This window comes from Kosakonia sp. CCTCC M2018092 (assembly GCF_003864115.1).
Lineage (GTDB): Bacteria > Pseudomonadota > Gammaproteobacteria > Enterobacterales > Enterobacteriaceae > Kosakonia > Kosakonia cowanii.
Map to the genome: position 1 here is coordinate 2,375,499 of NZ_CP034225.1, position 14,313 is coordinate 2,389,811.

The 14,313-nt window shown below is 56.6% G+C and carries 15 protein-coding genes; 10 read left to right on the plus strand and 5 right to left on the minus strand.

Annotation, left to right across the window (positions count from 1 at the left end):
• The first annotated feature begins 109 nt into the window (after positions 1 to 109).
• The gene (locus EH164_RS11375; RefSeq protein ID WP_124968295.1) at positions 110 to 2,068 is read left to right on the plus strand and encodes a U32 family peptidase; all 1,959 of its coding nucleotides are present in this window, start codon (positions 110 to 112) and stop codon (positions 2,066 to 2,068) included.
• Positions 2,069 to 2,101: 33 nt separating this feature from the next.
• Here the strand turns inward: EH164_RS11375 and EH164_RS11380 are convergent, their stop codons facing one another.
• Positions 2,102 to 3,043: a LysR family transcriptional regulator gene (locus EH164_RS11380; protein ID WP_124968296.1), complete on the minus strand. Its 942-nt coding sequence runs from the start codon at positions 3,041 to 3,043 to the stop codon at positions 2,102 to 2,104.
• Between the two features lie 96 nt (positions 3,044 to 3,139).
• Here EH164_RS11380 and EH164_RS11385 point away from each other — a divergent pair, with 96 nt between their 5' ends.
• The gene (locus EH164_RS11385; RefSeq protein ID WP_023478863.1) at positions 3,140 to 3,820 is read left to right on the plus strand and encodes a nitroreductase; all 681 of its coding nucleotides are present in this window, start codon (positions 3,140 to 3,142) and stop codon (positions 3,818 to 3,820) included.
• Between the two features lie 252 nt (positions 3,821 to 4,072).
• Here the strand turns inward: EH164_RS11385 and EH164_RS11390 are convergent, their stop codons facing one another.
• From EH164_RS11390 to EH164_RS11400, 3 genes are read right to left on the minus strand one after another with little or no spacing between them, the layout of a single operon-like run.
• Positions 4,073 to 4,201 carry a DUF2474 domain-containing protein gene (locus EH164_RS11390; protein WP_023478887.1) on the minus strand — a complete coding sequence of 43 codons (129 nt, stop codon included), beginning with the start codon at positions 4,199 to 4,201 and terminating at the stop codon, positions 4,073 to 4,075.
• Complete coding sequence (gene cydB / locus EH164_RS11395; protein WP_042718231.1) at positions 4,201 to 5,211, minus strand: cytochrome d ubiquinol oxidase subunit II; 1,011 nt, start codon at positions 5,209 to 5,211, stop codon at positions 4,201 to 4,203. The genes EH164_RS11390 and cydB overlap by 1 nt, the downstream gene beginning before the upstream one ends.
• Positions 5,211 to 6,611 (minus strand): cytochrome ubiquinol oxidase subunit I, encoded by a 1,401-nt coding sequence (locus EH164_RS11400; RefSeq protein WP_124968297.1) that lies wholly within the window; start codon positions 6,609 to 6,611, stop codon positions 5,211 to 5,213. The genes cydB and EH164_RS11400 overlap by 1 nt, the downstream gene beginning before the upstream one ends.
• A gap of 271 nt (positions 6,612 to 6,882) precedes the next feature.
• Here EH164_RS11400 and EH164_RS11405 point away from each other — a divergent pair, with 271 nt between their 5' ends.
• The 4 genes from EH164_RS11405 to EH164_RS11420 all read left to right on the plus strand — a co-directional run bounded on the left by EH164_RS11405 (position 6,883) and on the right by EH164_RS11420 (position 11,824).
• Positions 6,883 to 8,289, plus strand: a complete 1,407-nt coding sequence (locus EH164_RS11405; protein ID WP_124968298.1) for a PLP-dependent aminotransferase family protein — start codon at positions 6,883 to 6,885, stop codon at positions 8,287 to 8,289.
• A 163-nt stretch (positions 8,290 to 8,452) separates the two neighbouring features.
• Positions 8,453 to 9,877, plus strand: coding sequence for an aminobutyraldehyde dehydrogenase (gene patD, locus EH164_RS11410; protein WP_124968299.1), 1,425 nt, complete (start codon positions 8,453 to 8,455; stop codon positions 9,875 to 9,877).
• Between the two features lie 284 nt (positions 9,878 to 10,161).
• Positions 10,162 to 11,433, plus strand: a complete 1,272-nt coding sequence (locus EH164_RS11415) for a phosphatase PAP2 family protein (RefSeq protein WP_124968300.1) — start codon at positions 10,162 to 10,164, stop codon at positions 11,431 to 11,433.
• Between the two features lie 193 nt (positions 11,434 to 11,626).
• Complete coding sequence (locus EH164_RS11420; RefSeq protein ID WP_124968301.1) at positions 11,627 to 11,824, plus strand: hypothetical protein; 198 nt, start codon at positions 11,627 to 11,629, stop codon at positions 11,822 to 11,824.
• Between the two features lie 39 nt (positions 11,825 to 11,863).
• Here the strand turns inward: EH164_RS11420 and EH164_RS11425 are convergent, their stop codons facing one another.
• Positions 11,864 to 12,301 carry a hypothetical protein gene (locus EH164_RS11425; protein WP_023478732.1) on the minus strand — a complete coding sequence of 146 codons (438 nt, stop codon included), beginning with the start codon at positions 12,299 to 12,301 and terminating at the stop codon, positions 11,864 to 11,866.
• Between the two features lie 274 nt (positions 12,302 to 12,575).
• Here EH164_RS11425 and EH164_RS11430 point away from each other — a divergent pair, with 274 nt between their 5' ends.
• The 4 genes from EH164_RS11430 (at position 12,576) to EH164_RS11445 (ending at position 14,301) form a co-directional block, all read left to right on the plus strand.
• A complete protein-coding gene (locus EH164_RS11430) occupies positions 12,576 to 12,821 on the plus strand; it encodes a hypothetical protein (protein ID WP_051372086.1) in 246 nt (81 codons plus the stop codon).
• A 198-nt stretch (positions 12,822 to 13,019) separates the two neighbouring features.
• On the plus strand, positions 13,020 to 13,193 hold the full coding sequence (locus tag EH164_RS11435; RefSeq protein ID WP_071789450.1) for a GhoT/OrtT family toxin: 174 nt from the start codon (positions 13,020 to 13,022) through the stop codon (positions 13,191 to 13,193).
• A 106-nt stretch (positions 13,194 to 13,299) separates the two neighbouring features.
• Positions 13,300 to 13,473, plus strand: coding sequence for a GhoT/OrtT family toxin (locus EH164_RS11440; protein ID WP_023478687.1), 174 nt, complete (start codon positions 13,300 to 13,302; stop codon positions 13,471 to 13,473).
• A gap of 66 nt (positions 13,474 to 13,539) precedes the next feature.
• Positions 13,540 to 14,301, plus strand: a complete 762-nt coding sequence (locus EH164_RS11445; protein ID WP_124968302.1) for an alpha/beta fold hydrolase — start codon at positions 13,540 to 13,542, stop codon at positions 14,299 to 14,301.
• Positions 14,302 to 14,313 lie beyond the last annotated feature (12 nt).

Below are 14,313 nucleotides of genomic sequence, written 5' to 3' on the forward strand. Positions count from 1 at the left end.
CGGCATAGCATTGTCGCCTGGCGCAAATTCCCGGCGTGACAGGTGGTGTAACGCCCCGGTTCTGACTACAATAGCCGCCATTTTGCACATAATGGATAACGACGATTGTATGCGCCTGCACCCTCATCATCTTGAACTGCTCAGCCCGGCTCGCGACACCGCCATCGCCCGTGAAGCGATCCTTCACGGCGCGGACGCAGTCTATATTGGCGGCCCCGGCTTCGGCGCCCGCCATAACGCCGGCAACAGCCTGCGCGATATTGCCGAACTGGTGCCGTTCGCCCACCGCTATGGCGCGAAGGTGTTTATCACCCTCAACACCATTCTTCATGATGATGAACTGGAACCGGCGCAGAAACTGATCGGCGATCTCTACCAGGCCGGTGTTGATGCGCTAATTGTGCAGGATATGGGCGTGCTGGAGATGGATATTCCGCCGATTGAGCTGCATGCCAGCACCCAGTGCGATATCCGCAGCGTTGAAAAAGCCAAATTCCTCTCCGACGTCGGCTTCAGCCAGATTGTGCTGGCCCGCGAGCTGAACCTTGAGCAGATCCGCGCCATCCACCAGGCGACGGACGCGACCATTGAGTTCTTTATTCACGGTGCGCTCTGCGTGGCCTACTCAGGGCAGTGCAACATTTCTCATGCACAAACCGGGCGCAGCGCCAACCGCGGCGACTGCTCGCAGGCCTGCCGTCTGCCTTACACCCTGAAAGACGATCAGGGCCGCGTGGTGGCCTATGAAAAGCATCTGCTGTCGATGAAAGATAACGATCAGACCGCTAACCTGGCGGCGCTGATCGACGCGGGTGTGCGCTCCTTCAAAATTGAGGGGCGTTACAAAGATATGAGCTATGTGAAAAACATCACCGCTCACTATCGCCAGATGCTCGACGCGATTATCGACGATCGCCCGGAGCTGGCGCGCGCCTCCGCCGGGCGCACCGAGCACTTCTTTATTCCTTCGACGGATAAAACCTTCCATCGCGGCAGCACCGATTACTTTGTTAACGCGCGCAAAATCGATATCGGCGCGTTTGACTCACCGAAGTTTGTCGGCCTGCCGGTAGGCGAAGTGCTGAAAGTGGGCAAGGATCATCTCGACGTGGAAGTGACCGAACCGCTGGCCAACGGCGACGGGCTGAACGTGCTGGTGAAGCGCGAAGTGGTTGGTTTCCGCGTTAACGTCGCGGAGAAAACCGCCGAAAACCGTTACCGCGTCTTCCCGAACGAGATGCCGGATGCGCTGAAAACCCTGCGCCCGCATCATGCGCTCAACCGTAACCTCGATCACAACTGGCAGCAGGCGCTGCTGAAAACCTCCAGCGAGCGGCGCATCGGCGTTGATATTGAGCTGGGCGGCTGGCAGGAGCAGCTGGTGCTGACGCTGACCAGCGAAGATGGCGTCAGCGTGACTCATACGCTGGATGGTCAGTTTGACGAAGCTAATAACGCGGAAAAAGCGCTCGATAACCTGAAAGATGGCCTGGCGAAGCTGGGGCAAACCCGTTACTACGCGCAGAAGGTCGACATCAACCTGCCGGGGGCGCTGTTTGTACCCAACAGTCTGCTCAACCAGCTGCGACGCGAAACGGTGGAGATGCTGGAAGAGGCGCGTCTGGCGAGCTATCAGCGTGGCAGCCGTAAAGCGGTGGCGACGCCTGCGCCGGTCTACCCGGAAACCCATCTCTCGTTCCTCGCCAACGTCTACAACCATAAAGCGCGTGAATTCTATCACCGCTATGGCGTACAGCTGATTGACGCGGCGTATGAAGCCCACGAAGAGAAGGGCGAAGTGCCGGTGATGATCACCAAACACTGCCTGCGCTTTGCCTTTAACCTCTGCCCGAAACAGGCGAAGGGCAATATCAAAAGCTGGCGCGCGACGCCGATGCAGCTGGTACACGGCGATGAGGTGTTAACCCTGCGCTTTGATTGCCGCCCGTGTGAAATGCACGTGATCGGCAAGATGAAAAATCACATCCTCAAGATGCCGCTGCCGGGCAGCGTAGTGGCCTCAATCAGCCCCGATGATCTGCTGAAAACCCTACCGAAAAACAGATAACAAACAGGGTGGCACAATGCCACCCTGTTTTGTTTATGGCGCTGAGTTGTAGCGCCAGTAGGGCGGCGATCCGAAACTCGCCAGCAGAAAGTCGATCACCGTGCGCGTATTCAGTGACGGGTATTTTCCGCCCGGGTAGAGCATCCACAGCGACTGCTCGCCCGGCGAATAGGAGGCGGTGTACTCCGGCAGCAGGGCAACCAGCTCGCCGCGATTAAGCAACTCGCCCACCTGCCAGTCCGGAAAAAGCAGCATCCCCGCGTCGTTGCGCGCCGCCTGCAACAGCAGCTCCGCATTATCCGAGAGAATTTTCGCCTGCGGCGAGAAGGCGAAATCCTGCTCGCCGCGCTGAAAGCGCCAGCGCTGCAACCCGGTTCTCCCGCGATAGGCCAGCAGGCGGTGCGTCAGCAGATCTTCGGGCGAGGCGGGCGCGCCGTAGCGGCGGATATAGTTGGGCGTCGCTACCAGGTGGCAGGTCTGTTTTGCAATCAGCCGCCCGTGCAGCTCCGAGTTTTTCAGCGAGGCGATACGCACCAGCAGATCGGTGCCATCGGCAAAGGGATCGATATAGTCATCGTTAAGATTGAGTTCAATCTGCAAGGCGGCGTAGCGCTCGCTCAGTTCGCTGATGCGTGGCCCGATATGGTTCAGGCCAAAGGAGATGGGCGCATTGATGCGGATACGGCCGCCCGGTTCGCCGCGCCGCTCGCCGACCTGCGTCTGCGCATCGCTTAACTGCTGCAACATCGCGCGGAAGGTCCGGGCATAAATATGCCCGGCATCGGTGGCGATCACCGCGCGGGTGTTGCGGTAGAGCAACTGGGTTTCCAGCGCCTGCTCAAGTTGCTGCACCACGCGCGATAAGGACGAGGCGGCAAGCCCCTCGTTGCGGGCGACTTCCGAGAGATTGCCTTCGCGCACGATGGCAAGAAAGAGGTGCATCGATCGGGCGCTAATCTGGCTGAGGTTTTTCATCTGTGCGTAATCCGCAAAGGTCCATGGCGCATTGTACTGTTTTTACGCACGGAGTTCATCGCTAAGATACGGCGACATTCAGCACGGAGACTATTTATGAGTACGCCTGTTTTAGCTTTCGATGAAACCGTCCGCCAGCGCACCTCGGTACGCGCCTTTTTGCCCACGCCGTTGACGGATGAGCAGATCCACGCCGTTCTGCAGGACGCGCAATATGCGCCCTCCAACTGCAACACCCAGCCCTGGCATGTGCACGTTGTCTCCGGTGAAACCAAAGATCGCCTTGCGCAGTTGATGATCGAGAACGATATTGCCGGCAAACAGACGCCGGACTTCACCTTCGCCTATGAGGATTTCCACGGCGACTATTTTGACCGCAGCCAGCAGCAGGCGAAGCTCTATTACGAAGCGCTGGGCATTGCGCGGGATGATAAAGAGAAGCGCCGTGAATACTACCTGCGCAACTATCGCTTTTTCGATGCGCCTCACGCGGCGTTTCTGTTTATGCCGACCTTTGGCGATAACGTTCGCGTGGCGTCGGATATGGGCATGTACGGGCAGACCTTTTTGCTCTCCTTAGCCGCCCGCGGCTTTGCCGGTATTCCGCAGACGCTGCTCGGTTTTCATGCCGATCTGGTGCGTGAAGCGTTGGGGGTATCAGATGAGTACCGCCTGTTGTTTGGTATCTCGTTTGGTTACGCCGACACCTCGAATATCGCCGCGACGCTGCGCATGCCGCGTATTCCGGTGGAAAGCAGTGTGGTGATGCACAAGTAGGGATGATTTGCCGGATGGCGCTTGCGCTTATCCGGCCTACAACATCGCTCGGACCGCGTAGGCCGGATAAGGCGGAGCCGTCATCCGGCAGAAAAACCAAAAAAAGGCCGGAAACACTTTGCCGGATGGCGCTTGCGCTTATCCGGCCTACAATACCGCTCGAACCGCGTAGGCCGGATAAGGCGGAGCCGCCATCCGGCAAAAAAGCGATAAAAAAGGCCGGAAACATTAACGTGTTTCCGGCCTTTGCACTTAATGGGATTTAAACCCGGCGGCTGACATCAACAGCCGGAACACCATGCTGACGGCAGCCAGCGCCAGTACGCTTCCGCCCCAGATGACGACCAGCCACATCAGCCGTTTCCATAGCGGTTGTTTCATCAGTGATACCCCTCGCCATGCTGGATTTTGCCGCGGAACACGTAGTAGCTCCAGAAGGTGTAAACCAGAATGATGGGGATGATCAACAGCGCGCCAACCAGCATAAAGCCCTGGCTCTGCGGCGGTGCCGCCGCCTGCCAGAAGCTGATATCCGGCGGGATAATGTTGGGCCAGATACTGATCCCAAGGCCGCTAAAGCCGAGGAAAATTAACCCCAGCGTCAGCAGGAACGGGCGTCTGTGCACCTCTTCATTGCCGAGGCAGCGCCAGAGCCAGATGCTGAGCGCAATCACCAGCAGCGGCACCGGCGAGAAGAAGAGCAGGTTCGGCATGCTGAACCAGCGATCGGCAATCGCGCCGTGGGAGAGCGGCGTCCACAGGCTAATCACGCCCATCACCACCAGTAACGCCAGCAGCAGTTTTTTCGCCGCCGCGCGCATTTTGCCCTGCAACGGTTCGCCGCTCTTCATCACCAGCCAGCTTGCTCCCAGCAATGCATACGCAATCACCAGGCCAAGGCCGCAGAAAAGGTTAAACGGCGTCAGCCAGTCCAGCGCGCCGCCGCTAAAGGTGCGGCCGGTCACTTTAAAGCCATTAATAAACGCGCCAACCACTACGCCCTGCGAGAAGGTCGCCAGCAGCGAGCCGGACAAGAAGGCTTTATCCCAGAAGGGACGGTGCGCTTCAGTCGCTTTAAAGCGGAACTCAAAGGCGACGCCGCGGAAGATCAGGCCAATCAGCATCAGCGTCAGCGGAATAGTCAGCGCGTCGGTGATAACCGCATAGGCCAGCGGAAAAGCGCCAAACAGCCCCGCACCACCCAGCACTAGCCAGGTTTCGTTCCCATCCCACACTGGCGCGACGCTGTTGACCATCACATCGCGATCGTGGCCGTCGCGCGTCACCGGGAAGAGGATGCCGATGCCCAGGTCAAAACCATCCATCACGATATACATCAGGGTCGCGAAGACGATAATGACAAACCAAATTAACGGAAGATCGATACCCATTATTTATCCTCATCAGCCGGAAGACGTTCACCTGCCGCTGAAAGCGGACGTGCCGGAGTGCCCTGCGTGGTGTTTTCATCGTGCGGCTGCGGCCCTTTGGTGATCAAACGCACCATATAGAGATAGCCGACGCCAAACACCGAGCAGTAGACGATAAAGAAGGCCAGCAGGCTGAGGCTCATCTGCAAATCGCCGTGACCGGAAACCGCATCGGCGGTGCGCAGCAGACCGTAAACCACCCACGGCTGGCGACCCACCTCAGTGGTCACCCACCCGGCGAGAATAGCGATCAACCCTGCAGGCCCCATCCAGAGGGCAAAGTGCAGGAAAGGCCGCGACTCATACAGCCGCTTGCGATAACGCAGCCACAGCGCCATTACGCCAAGACCAATCATCAGCATGCCCAGCGCCACCATGATACGGAATGACCAGAAGACGATCGGCGAGTAGGGGCGCTCATCTTTGGGAAACTCCTTCAGCGCCGGGACCTGCTTATCGAGGCTGTGAGTCAGGATCAGGCTGCCGAGCGCCGGGATCTCTACCGCGTAGCGGGTGCGCTCCTGCTCCATATCCGGCAGACCAAATAGCAGCAGCGGCGTCGCTTCACCCGGCGGGTTCTCCCAGTGGCCCTCAATGGCGGCAATCTTCGCTGGCTGATGCTCAAGCGTATTCAGCCCGTGCATATCGCCGACCATCGCCTGAATGGGTGCCACAACCAGCGCCATCCACATCGCCATGGAGAACATTTTGCGGATCGCCGGCGTATTGTTGCCGCGCAGCAGATGCCAGGCCGCAGAAGCACCGACAAACAGCGCGCTACTCAGGAAGGCGGCAATCGACATATGGAACAGGCGATAAGGGAAGGAGGGGTTGAAGACAACCTTAAACCAGTCCACCGGAATCACCTGGCCATTCTCAATGGCAAAGCCCTGCGGGGTATGCATCCAGCTGTTGGACGCGAGGATCCAGAAGGTCGACATCAGCGTGCCAAGCGCCACCATACAGGTGGAGAAAAAGTGCAGCCCGGGGCCGACTTTATTCCAGCCAAACAGCATCACGCCAAGGAAGCCTGCTTCGAGGAAGAAGGCGGTTAACACCTCATAGGTGAGCAGCGGGCCGGTAATGCTGCCCGCAAATTGCGAAAATCCGCTCCAGTTGGTGCCGAACTGATAGGCCATCACCAGACCGGAAACCACCCCCATGCCGAAGTTAACGGCAAAAATCTTCGACCAGAAGTGGTAAAGGGTTTTCCAGTCCGGGTTCCGGGTTTTCAGCCACAGACCTTCCAGCACCGCGAGATAACTGGCCAGGCCAATGGTTATCGCCGGAAAGATGATGTGGAACGAAACGGTGAAGGCGAACTGTATCCTCGCCAGGTAAAACGCATCTAAACCAAACATGCACATCCTCAGAATCAATGGTGTGGCGTCAATGTTAATGACTACGCCCGCCGACTTGCAGAAACAGTTGACAGCAATTTACATATAACAGTCCCTTACAAGGGTACGGCAGGATGCGGGATAGTCCAGGCGAAACGGGAAATATTCACCAGAAGGTCATGGTTGTAACTGTCTATAACAGCTCAACGCTTTGCGCACTTTTTCTAAACTGATATAGCGAGATCGCCATTAGCGTGCCATCATGACGTACTCTTCGGTCACGTGAACAACCATGAAAAAATATCAGCGCCTGGCGCAGCAAATCGTTGAACAAATTGAACTTGGCGTCTGGCGGCCGGGTGAAAAGCTGCCGTCGCTGCGCGAACAGGTGGCGAGCAGCGGGCTGAGTTTTATGACCGTCGGGCATGCGTATCAGCTGCTCGAGAGCCAGGGGCGGGTGATTGCGCGCCCGCAGTCGGGCTATTTTGTCGCTCCCGCGCCAGGGTTGACGCGCGCGCCTGCGCCGCAGGTAATGCGCGACGAAGCGGTTGATATCAACACCTACATATTCGATGTGTTGCAGGCGAGCTGCGATGCCTCGGTGCTGCCGTTTGGCTCTGCGTTCCCCGATCCGAAGCTCTTCCCGATGCCGCAGCTTAACCGCTCGCTGGCGAAGGTAAGCAAGAGTGCGGGAGCGATGAGCGTGATTGAGAACCTGCCGCCGGGCAACAGCCAGTTACGCCATGCTATCGCCCGGCGTTACGCCCGCCAGGGGATAAATATCTCGCCGGATGAAATTGTTATTACCGCCGGTGCCCTCGAAGCGCTGAACCTCAGTTTGCAGGCCGTCACCGAGCCGGGCGACTGGGTGATCATTGAAAGCCCCTGTTTTTATGGCGCGTTACAGGCGCTGGAGCGGCTGAAACTGAAAGCGCTCTCGGTACCGACGGATGTGAAAGCCGGCATCGATCTCGACGCCCTTGAGCAGGCGCTGACCGAGTACCCGGTAAAAGCCTGCTGGCTGATGACCAACAGCCAGAACCCGCTCGGCTTCACCCTCAGCCCGGAGAAAAAGGCGCGGCTGGTTGAGTTGCTGACCGCGCACAACGTCACGCTGATTGAAGATGATGTCTACAGCGAACTCTATTATGGCCGCGAACAGCCGCTGCCCGCCAAAGCCTGGGATAAGCAGGAGATGACCCTGCACTGTTCCTCTTTTTCAAAATGCCTTGTCGCCGGGTTTCGCGTCGGCTGGGTAGCGGCCGGGCGTCACGCGCGGCGCATTCAGCAGCTGCAATTAATGAGCACGTTATCCACCAGTTCGCCGCTACAGCTGGCGCTGGTTGATTATCTCTCCACTCATCATTACGACGCGCACCTGCGCCGCTTACGCCGCCAGCTGGCGGAGCGCAAGCATCTCGCCTGGCAGGCGCTGCTGCGCCATCTGCCGCCGGAGGTGAAAATCTACCGTAACGAGAGCGGCTACTTTTTATGGCTGGAGTTGCCGAACGGCCTGGATGCGGGCGTGCTCAGCCAGCAGGCGCTGGCGCACCACATCAGCATCGCGCCGGGTAAGATGTTTTCTACCTCCGATAACTGGATCTCCTTCTTTCGCTTTAACTGCGCCTGGGCGTGGGGCGAGAAAGAGGAGCGGGCGGCGATGCGCCTCGGCGAGCTGATCCGCCAGATGATGCAATAGCCTTTTGCCGCTGCGCTGATGGCTATTCATAGGAAATGTGAATAGCAACACAGATCGGCACTGGCTGCCCACCCGTTCTCTCTGCACGCCGTCTATTTTTAATAGAGTGGGGGCCTTGCGGCTAATCCGTAAACAGACTTATTGACCGGGCAGAGGGAACGCGATGCAACATCAACTGTTTATTAATGGCGAACTGGTTAACGGCGAAGGTGAAGAGCAGGCGGTCTACAATCCCGCCACCGGCGAGGTGCTGCTGTCGATCGCCGAAGCGTCACACGCGCAGGTCGACGCGGCCGTCGAGGCGGCAGACCGGGCATTTATCGAGTGGGGGCAGACTACGCCGAAAGCGCGCGCCGACGCGCTGCTGCAACTGGCGCAGGTGATTGAGGATAACGCCGAGATGTTCGCGCGCCTCGAGTCGCTCAACTGCGGCAAGCCGCTGCACTGCGTATTAAATGATGAACTTCCGGCGGTGGTGGATGTTTTTCGCTTCTTCGCCGGTGCCGCGCGTTGCCTGAACGGGCTGGCGGCTGGCGAGTATCTGGAGGGGCACACCTCAATGATTCGCCGCGATCCATTAGGCGTGGTGGCCTCTATTGCACCGTGGAACTATCCGCTGATGATGGCGGCATGGAAACTCGCCCCGGCGCTGGCAGCGGGAAACTGCGTGGTGATCAAACCCTCCGAAATTACACCGCTGACCCTGTTAAAGCTGGCGGAGTTAGCGCAAGGCATCTTCCCGGCGGGCGTGCTGAATGTGCTGTTTGGCCGCGGGCAGAGCGTCGGCGATCGCTTAACCGGCCATCACAAGGTGCGCATGGTCTCGCTGACCGGTTCGATTGCCACCGGTGAGCACATCATTTCTCATACCGCTTCCTCTATTAAGCGCACCCATATGGAGCTCGGCGGCAAAGCACCGGTGATTGTGTTTGATGATGCCGATCTCGACGCGGTGGTCGAAGGGGTGCGCACCTTTGGCTTCTATAATGCCGGGCAGGATTGCACCGCTGCTTGCCGCATCTATGCGCAAAAGGGCATTTATGATGCGCTGGTTGAGAAGCTGGGCGCAGCGGTGGCGAGCCTGAAGATGGGCGAGCCGAACGATGAGTCCACCGAACTTGGGCCGCTCAGCTCGCAGGCACATCTTGAGCGCGTGGCGCACGCCGTCGATGAGGCGAAGGCGCTCGGGCATATCAAGGTGGTAACCGGCGGCAACAAGCAGCCGGGCGCGGGTTATTACTATCAGCCAACCCTGCTGGCGGGCGCAAAGCAGGAAGATGCCATCGTGCAGCGCGAAGTGTTTGGCCCGGTGGTCAGCGTTACGCAGTTTGATGACGAAGCGCAGGTGCTCGGCTGGGCCAACGATTCCAACTACGGCCTCGCCTCATCGGTATGGACCAAAGATGTCGGACGCGCGCACCGCATCAGCGCGCGGTTGCAGTATGGCTGCACCTGGGTCAATACCCACTTTATGCTGGTCAGCGAAATGCCGCACGGCGGGCAAAAACACTCCGGCTACGGCAAAGATATGTCGGTTTACGGTCTGGAGGATTACACAGTAGTACGGCATGTGATGATCAAACACTGAGTAAGGTTTAAGTGGCTGTAATGCAGGATTATTGTGTTGCAGCCACTTTCTTTTGGGCACGGGTGAGGCAGTGAAGCCAAAGTTACTGTTGGGACAGGGAAAGGTGTGAACAGGGACCCTGCGGCCGGGTTAGACAAAAAATCGGGCATGAAAATGCCGTAGCCGATGCGCTTGTTTCAGGCTCCCATAAAACGTTTCAAAGTATCTCCGTGTCACAAAAGCGTCAATTTACAGGACTAGCGTCATGCGCAGGCAAGGTTATTGTTTGAATAAAAGGATAAAAAATGAAAGCCCGTATGACGCTGTTAACCGCTTCCCTGCTGCTTGCTCATCAGGCGATGGCGAAAGATGTCCCTTTGACTGCTGCACGCGACATCGCAAATACCACTACGCCAGCTTCGGTAAGCCAGGCATTTGATGGACTGGAAAGCCAGTCTCTCTCCGCGCTGCGTGACGCGCTGAAAGGCGATGGTGCAACAGTGGAGCGCGGACACCTGGAGAAAGCGGCGCAAAGCGCAAAACAGGCCGATACCGCCTGGCTGAAAGCCAGCGGCTATGACTTCAAAGTGAAAGACAACCAAAAAGCGGGCATTGAACTGCTCTCCGCGTTCAGCAAGCTTCCTGCACCGGTGCTGGACCAGAACCTGAAAACCGTTGAGACCATTAACCTCGATGCCACCCAGGGGCTGCGTCATCAGGCGCTGGCGGATGCAGAAGGTATCAGCTACCTCTATTTTCTCTCTGACGCGCTCGGCCCTCGTCTGGGTAAAGCGTTTATCGCCGCCTATGATAAAGGCGAATTAAGCAAAGCCGCGGCGCTGATCAAAACCAGCGAAGTCAGCACCGGCGCGGCTAAGAAGCACTTTGACTATAAACGTCCGTTTCTGATTCAGGGTAATACCATTCACCAGGTCCCGGATGATGTGGTTGTGAAAGATAACAAACCATACTCGGCCGACGGCGGCTCCTTTCCGAGCGGCCATACCAATACCGGTTACACCGATTCTCTGCTGATGGCGGAAATGATCCCGGAACGCTTTGACTCGCTGGTAGAGCGCGGTGCGCGCTATGGCTATTCACGCATCGTGCTGGGCGTGCACTATCCGCTGGATGTGATGGGTTCAAGAATGGTGGCCCAGCGTAATGTGGCGCATTACCTCAATGATCCGGCTTATCGTAAGTTGTTTAACGAAGCGCGCGATCAACTGCGTACGGCACTGGAAAAAGAGTGCGGCACCTCCCTTGCAGAGTGCGCAAGAACGGCTGGCAAAGACGATCCCTATCGTGACCCGGCGATGAGAGAGTTTTACCGCTTCACCATGACCTACGACCTTCCGCAGCAAAAAGGCAACGTGCAGCCGATGAAAGTACCGGAAGGGGCGGAAGTACTGCTGGAGGCAGCGTTACCGAATCTGTCGGCGTCCGCACGGCGTGATCTGATGGTGAAAACGGCTCTGCCGGGTGGTTATCCGCTGTCTGGCGAAACCGCCGAACAGAACTTCTGGCAACGTCTGAACCTGCCAGAAGCCTATGCGATGGCGCATAAAGCGAAGTAAGTTTTCGCAGCGATTCGGGCACGGCCGGCACAGTATTGTTGTCTGAAGCTAAAAGCGTCAGATAATCAAAAATTAATATTTATCGTCGCCAGGGACGGCAGTAAATTACTTACAAATAATGTCATTACCCCGTCACAAAAAGCGGTAATAATAGCTGGCTTTTTGAATAATCAGGCAGGGGAATTAAATCATAATGAGTAAAATCGTAGTCGTACTGATTCCCGGGCGTGCTGCCGAGTTTTTGACGGTGGATGACGGCGACACAACTATCTCTTCAACACTCTCAAATGGCGCAATGCCGATTGAAAGTTACTGGTGTGAAGGAGAGGAGTTTTATTTTGCCCGCGCACAGCTGGCGCTAACAATGGAATGTAGCGTGGCGGCACAGTAATAAAAAAGGGCTCAGTTGAGCCCTTTTTTATCGCGTAATTTAACGGCGGAGAAACACTTCATTTTCGCGCGGTGCCCAATCTTTCTCTGAAAAATCGTAGGTAGGTAGCGCCTCATCTTTAATGCCCTGCGAGCGCAGCACGGCACGCACTTCCGTTGGTAAGTTTTCGTCCCGGAACAGCTCGGCCAGCACAAATAGCGTGTCGATAAAGGAGAGCTGTTTCACTTCAAACGGCTTCCAGCCGGTGCGTTTAAAAATTAAATGGTAGAGCGCCTCCTCACCGGCGAGGGGAACAAAGTTACTGGCATACTTTTCACGATGACGCGCCAGCAGGACTTCGAGGATAAAAATTTGCGCAATGCGCTGCCTCGCAGCATGGCCCCGCACGCTATCCGTGGTCCAATCGTTAAGCGTGATGTCATTATTTTCACGCACCCGAACTTCAATGGCTTGCCACAGATCGTCATATTTCTGCATAACCTTACCTTGTTTCACCTTTTCTTTGCCTGTTAAAAACAATAACAGAGAAGATTCTGGCTCGCCAAATATAGCAGTACTAAATTACTGGCTTTCGATATTAATAATCAGACTTAAGTTAAATCTGACGTGGAAATGCGCATGGATGGGGAGGGTTGTTTTTAATCAATATCCACCAGGCATAATAAGAATATTTTTATGATTCATACCTTCACGGGATACGAAAATGAAAATAGCGACGTGGTTGGCAGGCGTTATTGTGGTTAGCAGCGTGATGATGGCACCGCAGGGAGTGGCAAAAGGGCAGGCGCTAAGCGATGCGCAGGTGAAACAGGCGATTATTGAAGAGTCGATCGCTGAGTATCCAGGCACCTGCGCCTGTCCGTTTAATCGCGCGCGGAACGGCAGTTCATGTGGACGGCGTAGCGCCTGGAGCAAAGCTGGGGGCTATGCGCCCATTTGTTACGCTAATGAGGTGACGAAGGAGATGATCAGAGCGTGGCGCGAGCGCCAACAATAACCAGAAAAGAGACGTCCGCTGACGCTGCGTTTATCCTCCCCATCAAGGATTACTCCCGGCGGACGTTTATCAGTAGATTCAGCCCGTTAGATCAAAATAGCGGCATTTAGGCTCTTTTGAGAAACTATTTAAACTTGATAAAGGTCAATTAAAAGAGCATATTGCGCACGTTTTGTTACTTCTGGGTTAATGTTTGTTATGTCCTTATACCAAAAAATGTTGGTGTTCTATTGTGTCATGGCGTTGATCTGCGCCTTTATCACCTGGTTTCTGTCGCACGATCGTAAACGCATCCGCCTGCTGAGCGCTTTTCTGGTCGGTTCCACCTGGCCGATGAGCTTTCCGGTGGCGCTGCTGTTCTCCATTTTCTGATCTCTGCCTGACCGCTAAAGCAAAGCGTGACCGCTCCGACAGCATGCGGGCAAAAAAGGGAGCAGCATAGGGAAGTGCACGTTGGCCTATGGACAGGAGAAGATGGATGGATCTCTACACAAAACTGCTGATTTTTTACGGGGTAATGGCGACGATTTGCGCGCTTGTCACCTGGTTTCTCACCAAAGAGAAGCGCACCATGCGCTTGTTGAGCGCACTATTAGTCGGTGCAACATGGCCGATCAGCTTCCCGGTGGCACTTCTTATTTCACTCTTTTGAAATCGCTCGCAATCTTGCGCTGGAATGCTGTATAAAATACCAGTATCACGCAAGAGGGGGGAGCAAATGGACGAACTCTATTCACACCATGCGCAGTGCCGCGTTCGCTGGCATGCCTTACCGGGCGAAGGCGACCCGGTGGTCTTTATTCACGGCCTGGGCTGCGCATCATCGTTTGAATATCCACGCATTATTACCGACCCGGCACTCGCCGGACGACGCGCCGTACTTATCGATCTGCCCGGCAGCGGCTACAGTGAACGACCCGCCAGCTACGCCTATCGCACCACCGATCAAGCAAAAGTGGTGGTGGAGGTGCTCGATCATCTTGGCCTGGAGGCCTTCTGGCTCTACGGTCACAGCATGGGCGGCAGCATCGCCATTGAGGTCGCCTCACTTATTCAATCTCGTCTTAACGGTCTTGCCGTTTCCGAGCCTAATTTTTACCCCGGCGGTGGACAGTTCAGCCGCGAGGTGGCAAGCATGGACGAAGGGGATTTTGTTACCTGCGGCTATGCGGCGATGCTGGCGCGGGAGACCTCACCGTGGGCGGGCAGTTTGCAGAGCACCGCGCCCTGGGCGATGTGGCGGGAAGCGAAAAGCCTGGTTGAGGGCATCACTCCCGGCTGGATGAAGCTGTTTGTCGACCTGCCGCGCCCGAAGACGCTGATTTTCGGCGCACACTCGCTGCCGGATAAAGACGCCGATGAAGTTCGCCAGCAGGGGATCGATCTGCGCATTATCGCCGACGCCGGGCACTCAATGTCGTGGGAGCAGCCAGCGGCGCTGGCGCAGGCGATAGGGTCGTTTATCGCGCAGCACGAATAAAAAACCCGGCGG

Coding starts and splice junctions, on each gene's coding strand:
- EH164_RS11375 (WP_124968295.1), top strand. CDS start 110: ATGCGCCTGCACCCTCATCATCTTGAACTGCTCAGCCCGGCTCGCGAC.
- EH164_RS11380 (WP_124968296.1), bottom strand. CDS start 3,043: ATGAAAAACCTCAGCCAGATTAGCGCCCGATCGATGCACCTCTTTCTT.
- EH164_RS11385 (WP_023478863.1), top strand. CDS start 3,140: ATGAGTACGCCTGTTTTAGCTTTCGATGAAACCGTCCGCCAGCGCACC.
- EH164_RS11390 (WP_023478887.1), bottom strand. CDS start 4,201: ATGAAACAACCGCTATGGAAACGGCTGATGTGGCTGGTCGTCATCTGG.
- cydB (WP_042718231.1), bottom strand. CDS start 5,211: ATGGGTATCGATCTTCCGTTAATTTGGTTTGTCATTATCGTCTTCGCG.
- EH164_RS11400 (WP_124968297.1), bottom strand. CDS start 6,611: ATGTTTGGTTTAGATGCGTTTTACCTGGCGAGGATACAGTTCGCCTTC.
- EH164_RS11405 (WP_124968298.1), top strand. CDS start 6,883: ATGAAAAAATATCAGCGCCTGGCGCAGCAAATCGTTGAACAAATTGAA.
- patD (WP_124968299.1), top strand. CDS start 8,453: ATGCAACATCAACTGTTTATTAATGGCGAACTGGTTAACGGCGAAGGT.
- EH164_RS11415 (WP_124968300.1), top strand. CDS start 10,162: ATGAAAGCCCGTATGACGCTGTTAACCGCTTCCCTGCTGCTTGCTCAT.
- EH164_RS11420 (WP_124968301.1), top strand. CDS start 11,627: ATGAGTAAAATCGTAGTCGTACTGATTCCCGGGCGTGCTGCCGAGTTT.
- EH164_RS11425 (WP_023478732.1), bottom strand. CDS start 12,301: ATGCAGAAATATGACGATCTGTGGCAAGCCATTGAAGTTCGGGTGCGT.
- EH164_RS11430 (WP_051372086.1), top strand. CDS start 12,576: ATGATGGCACCGCAGGGAGTGGCAAAAGGGCAGGCGCTAAGCGATGCG.
- EH164_RS11435 (WP_071789450.1), top strand. CDS start 13,020: ATGTCCTTATACCAAAAAATGTTGGTGTTCTATTGTGTCATGGCGTTG.
- EH164_RS11440 (WP_023478687.1), top strand. CDS start 13,300: ATGGATCTCTACACAAAACTGCTGATTTTTTACGGGGTAATGGCGACG.
- EH164_RS11445 (WP_124968302.1), top strand. CDS start 13,540: ATGGACGAACTCTATTCACACCATGCGCAGTGCCGCGTTCGCTGGCAT.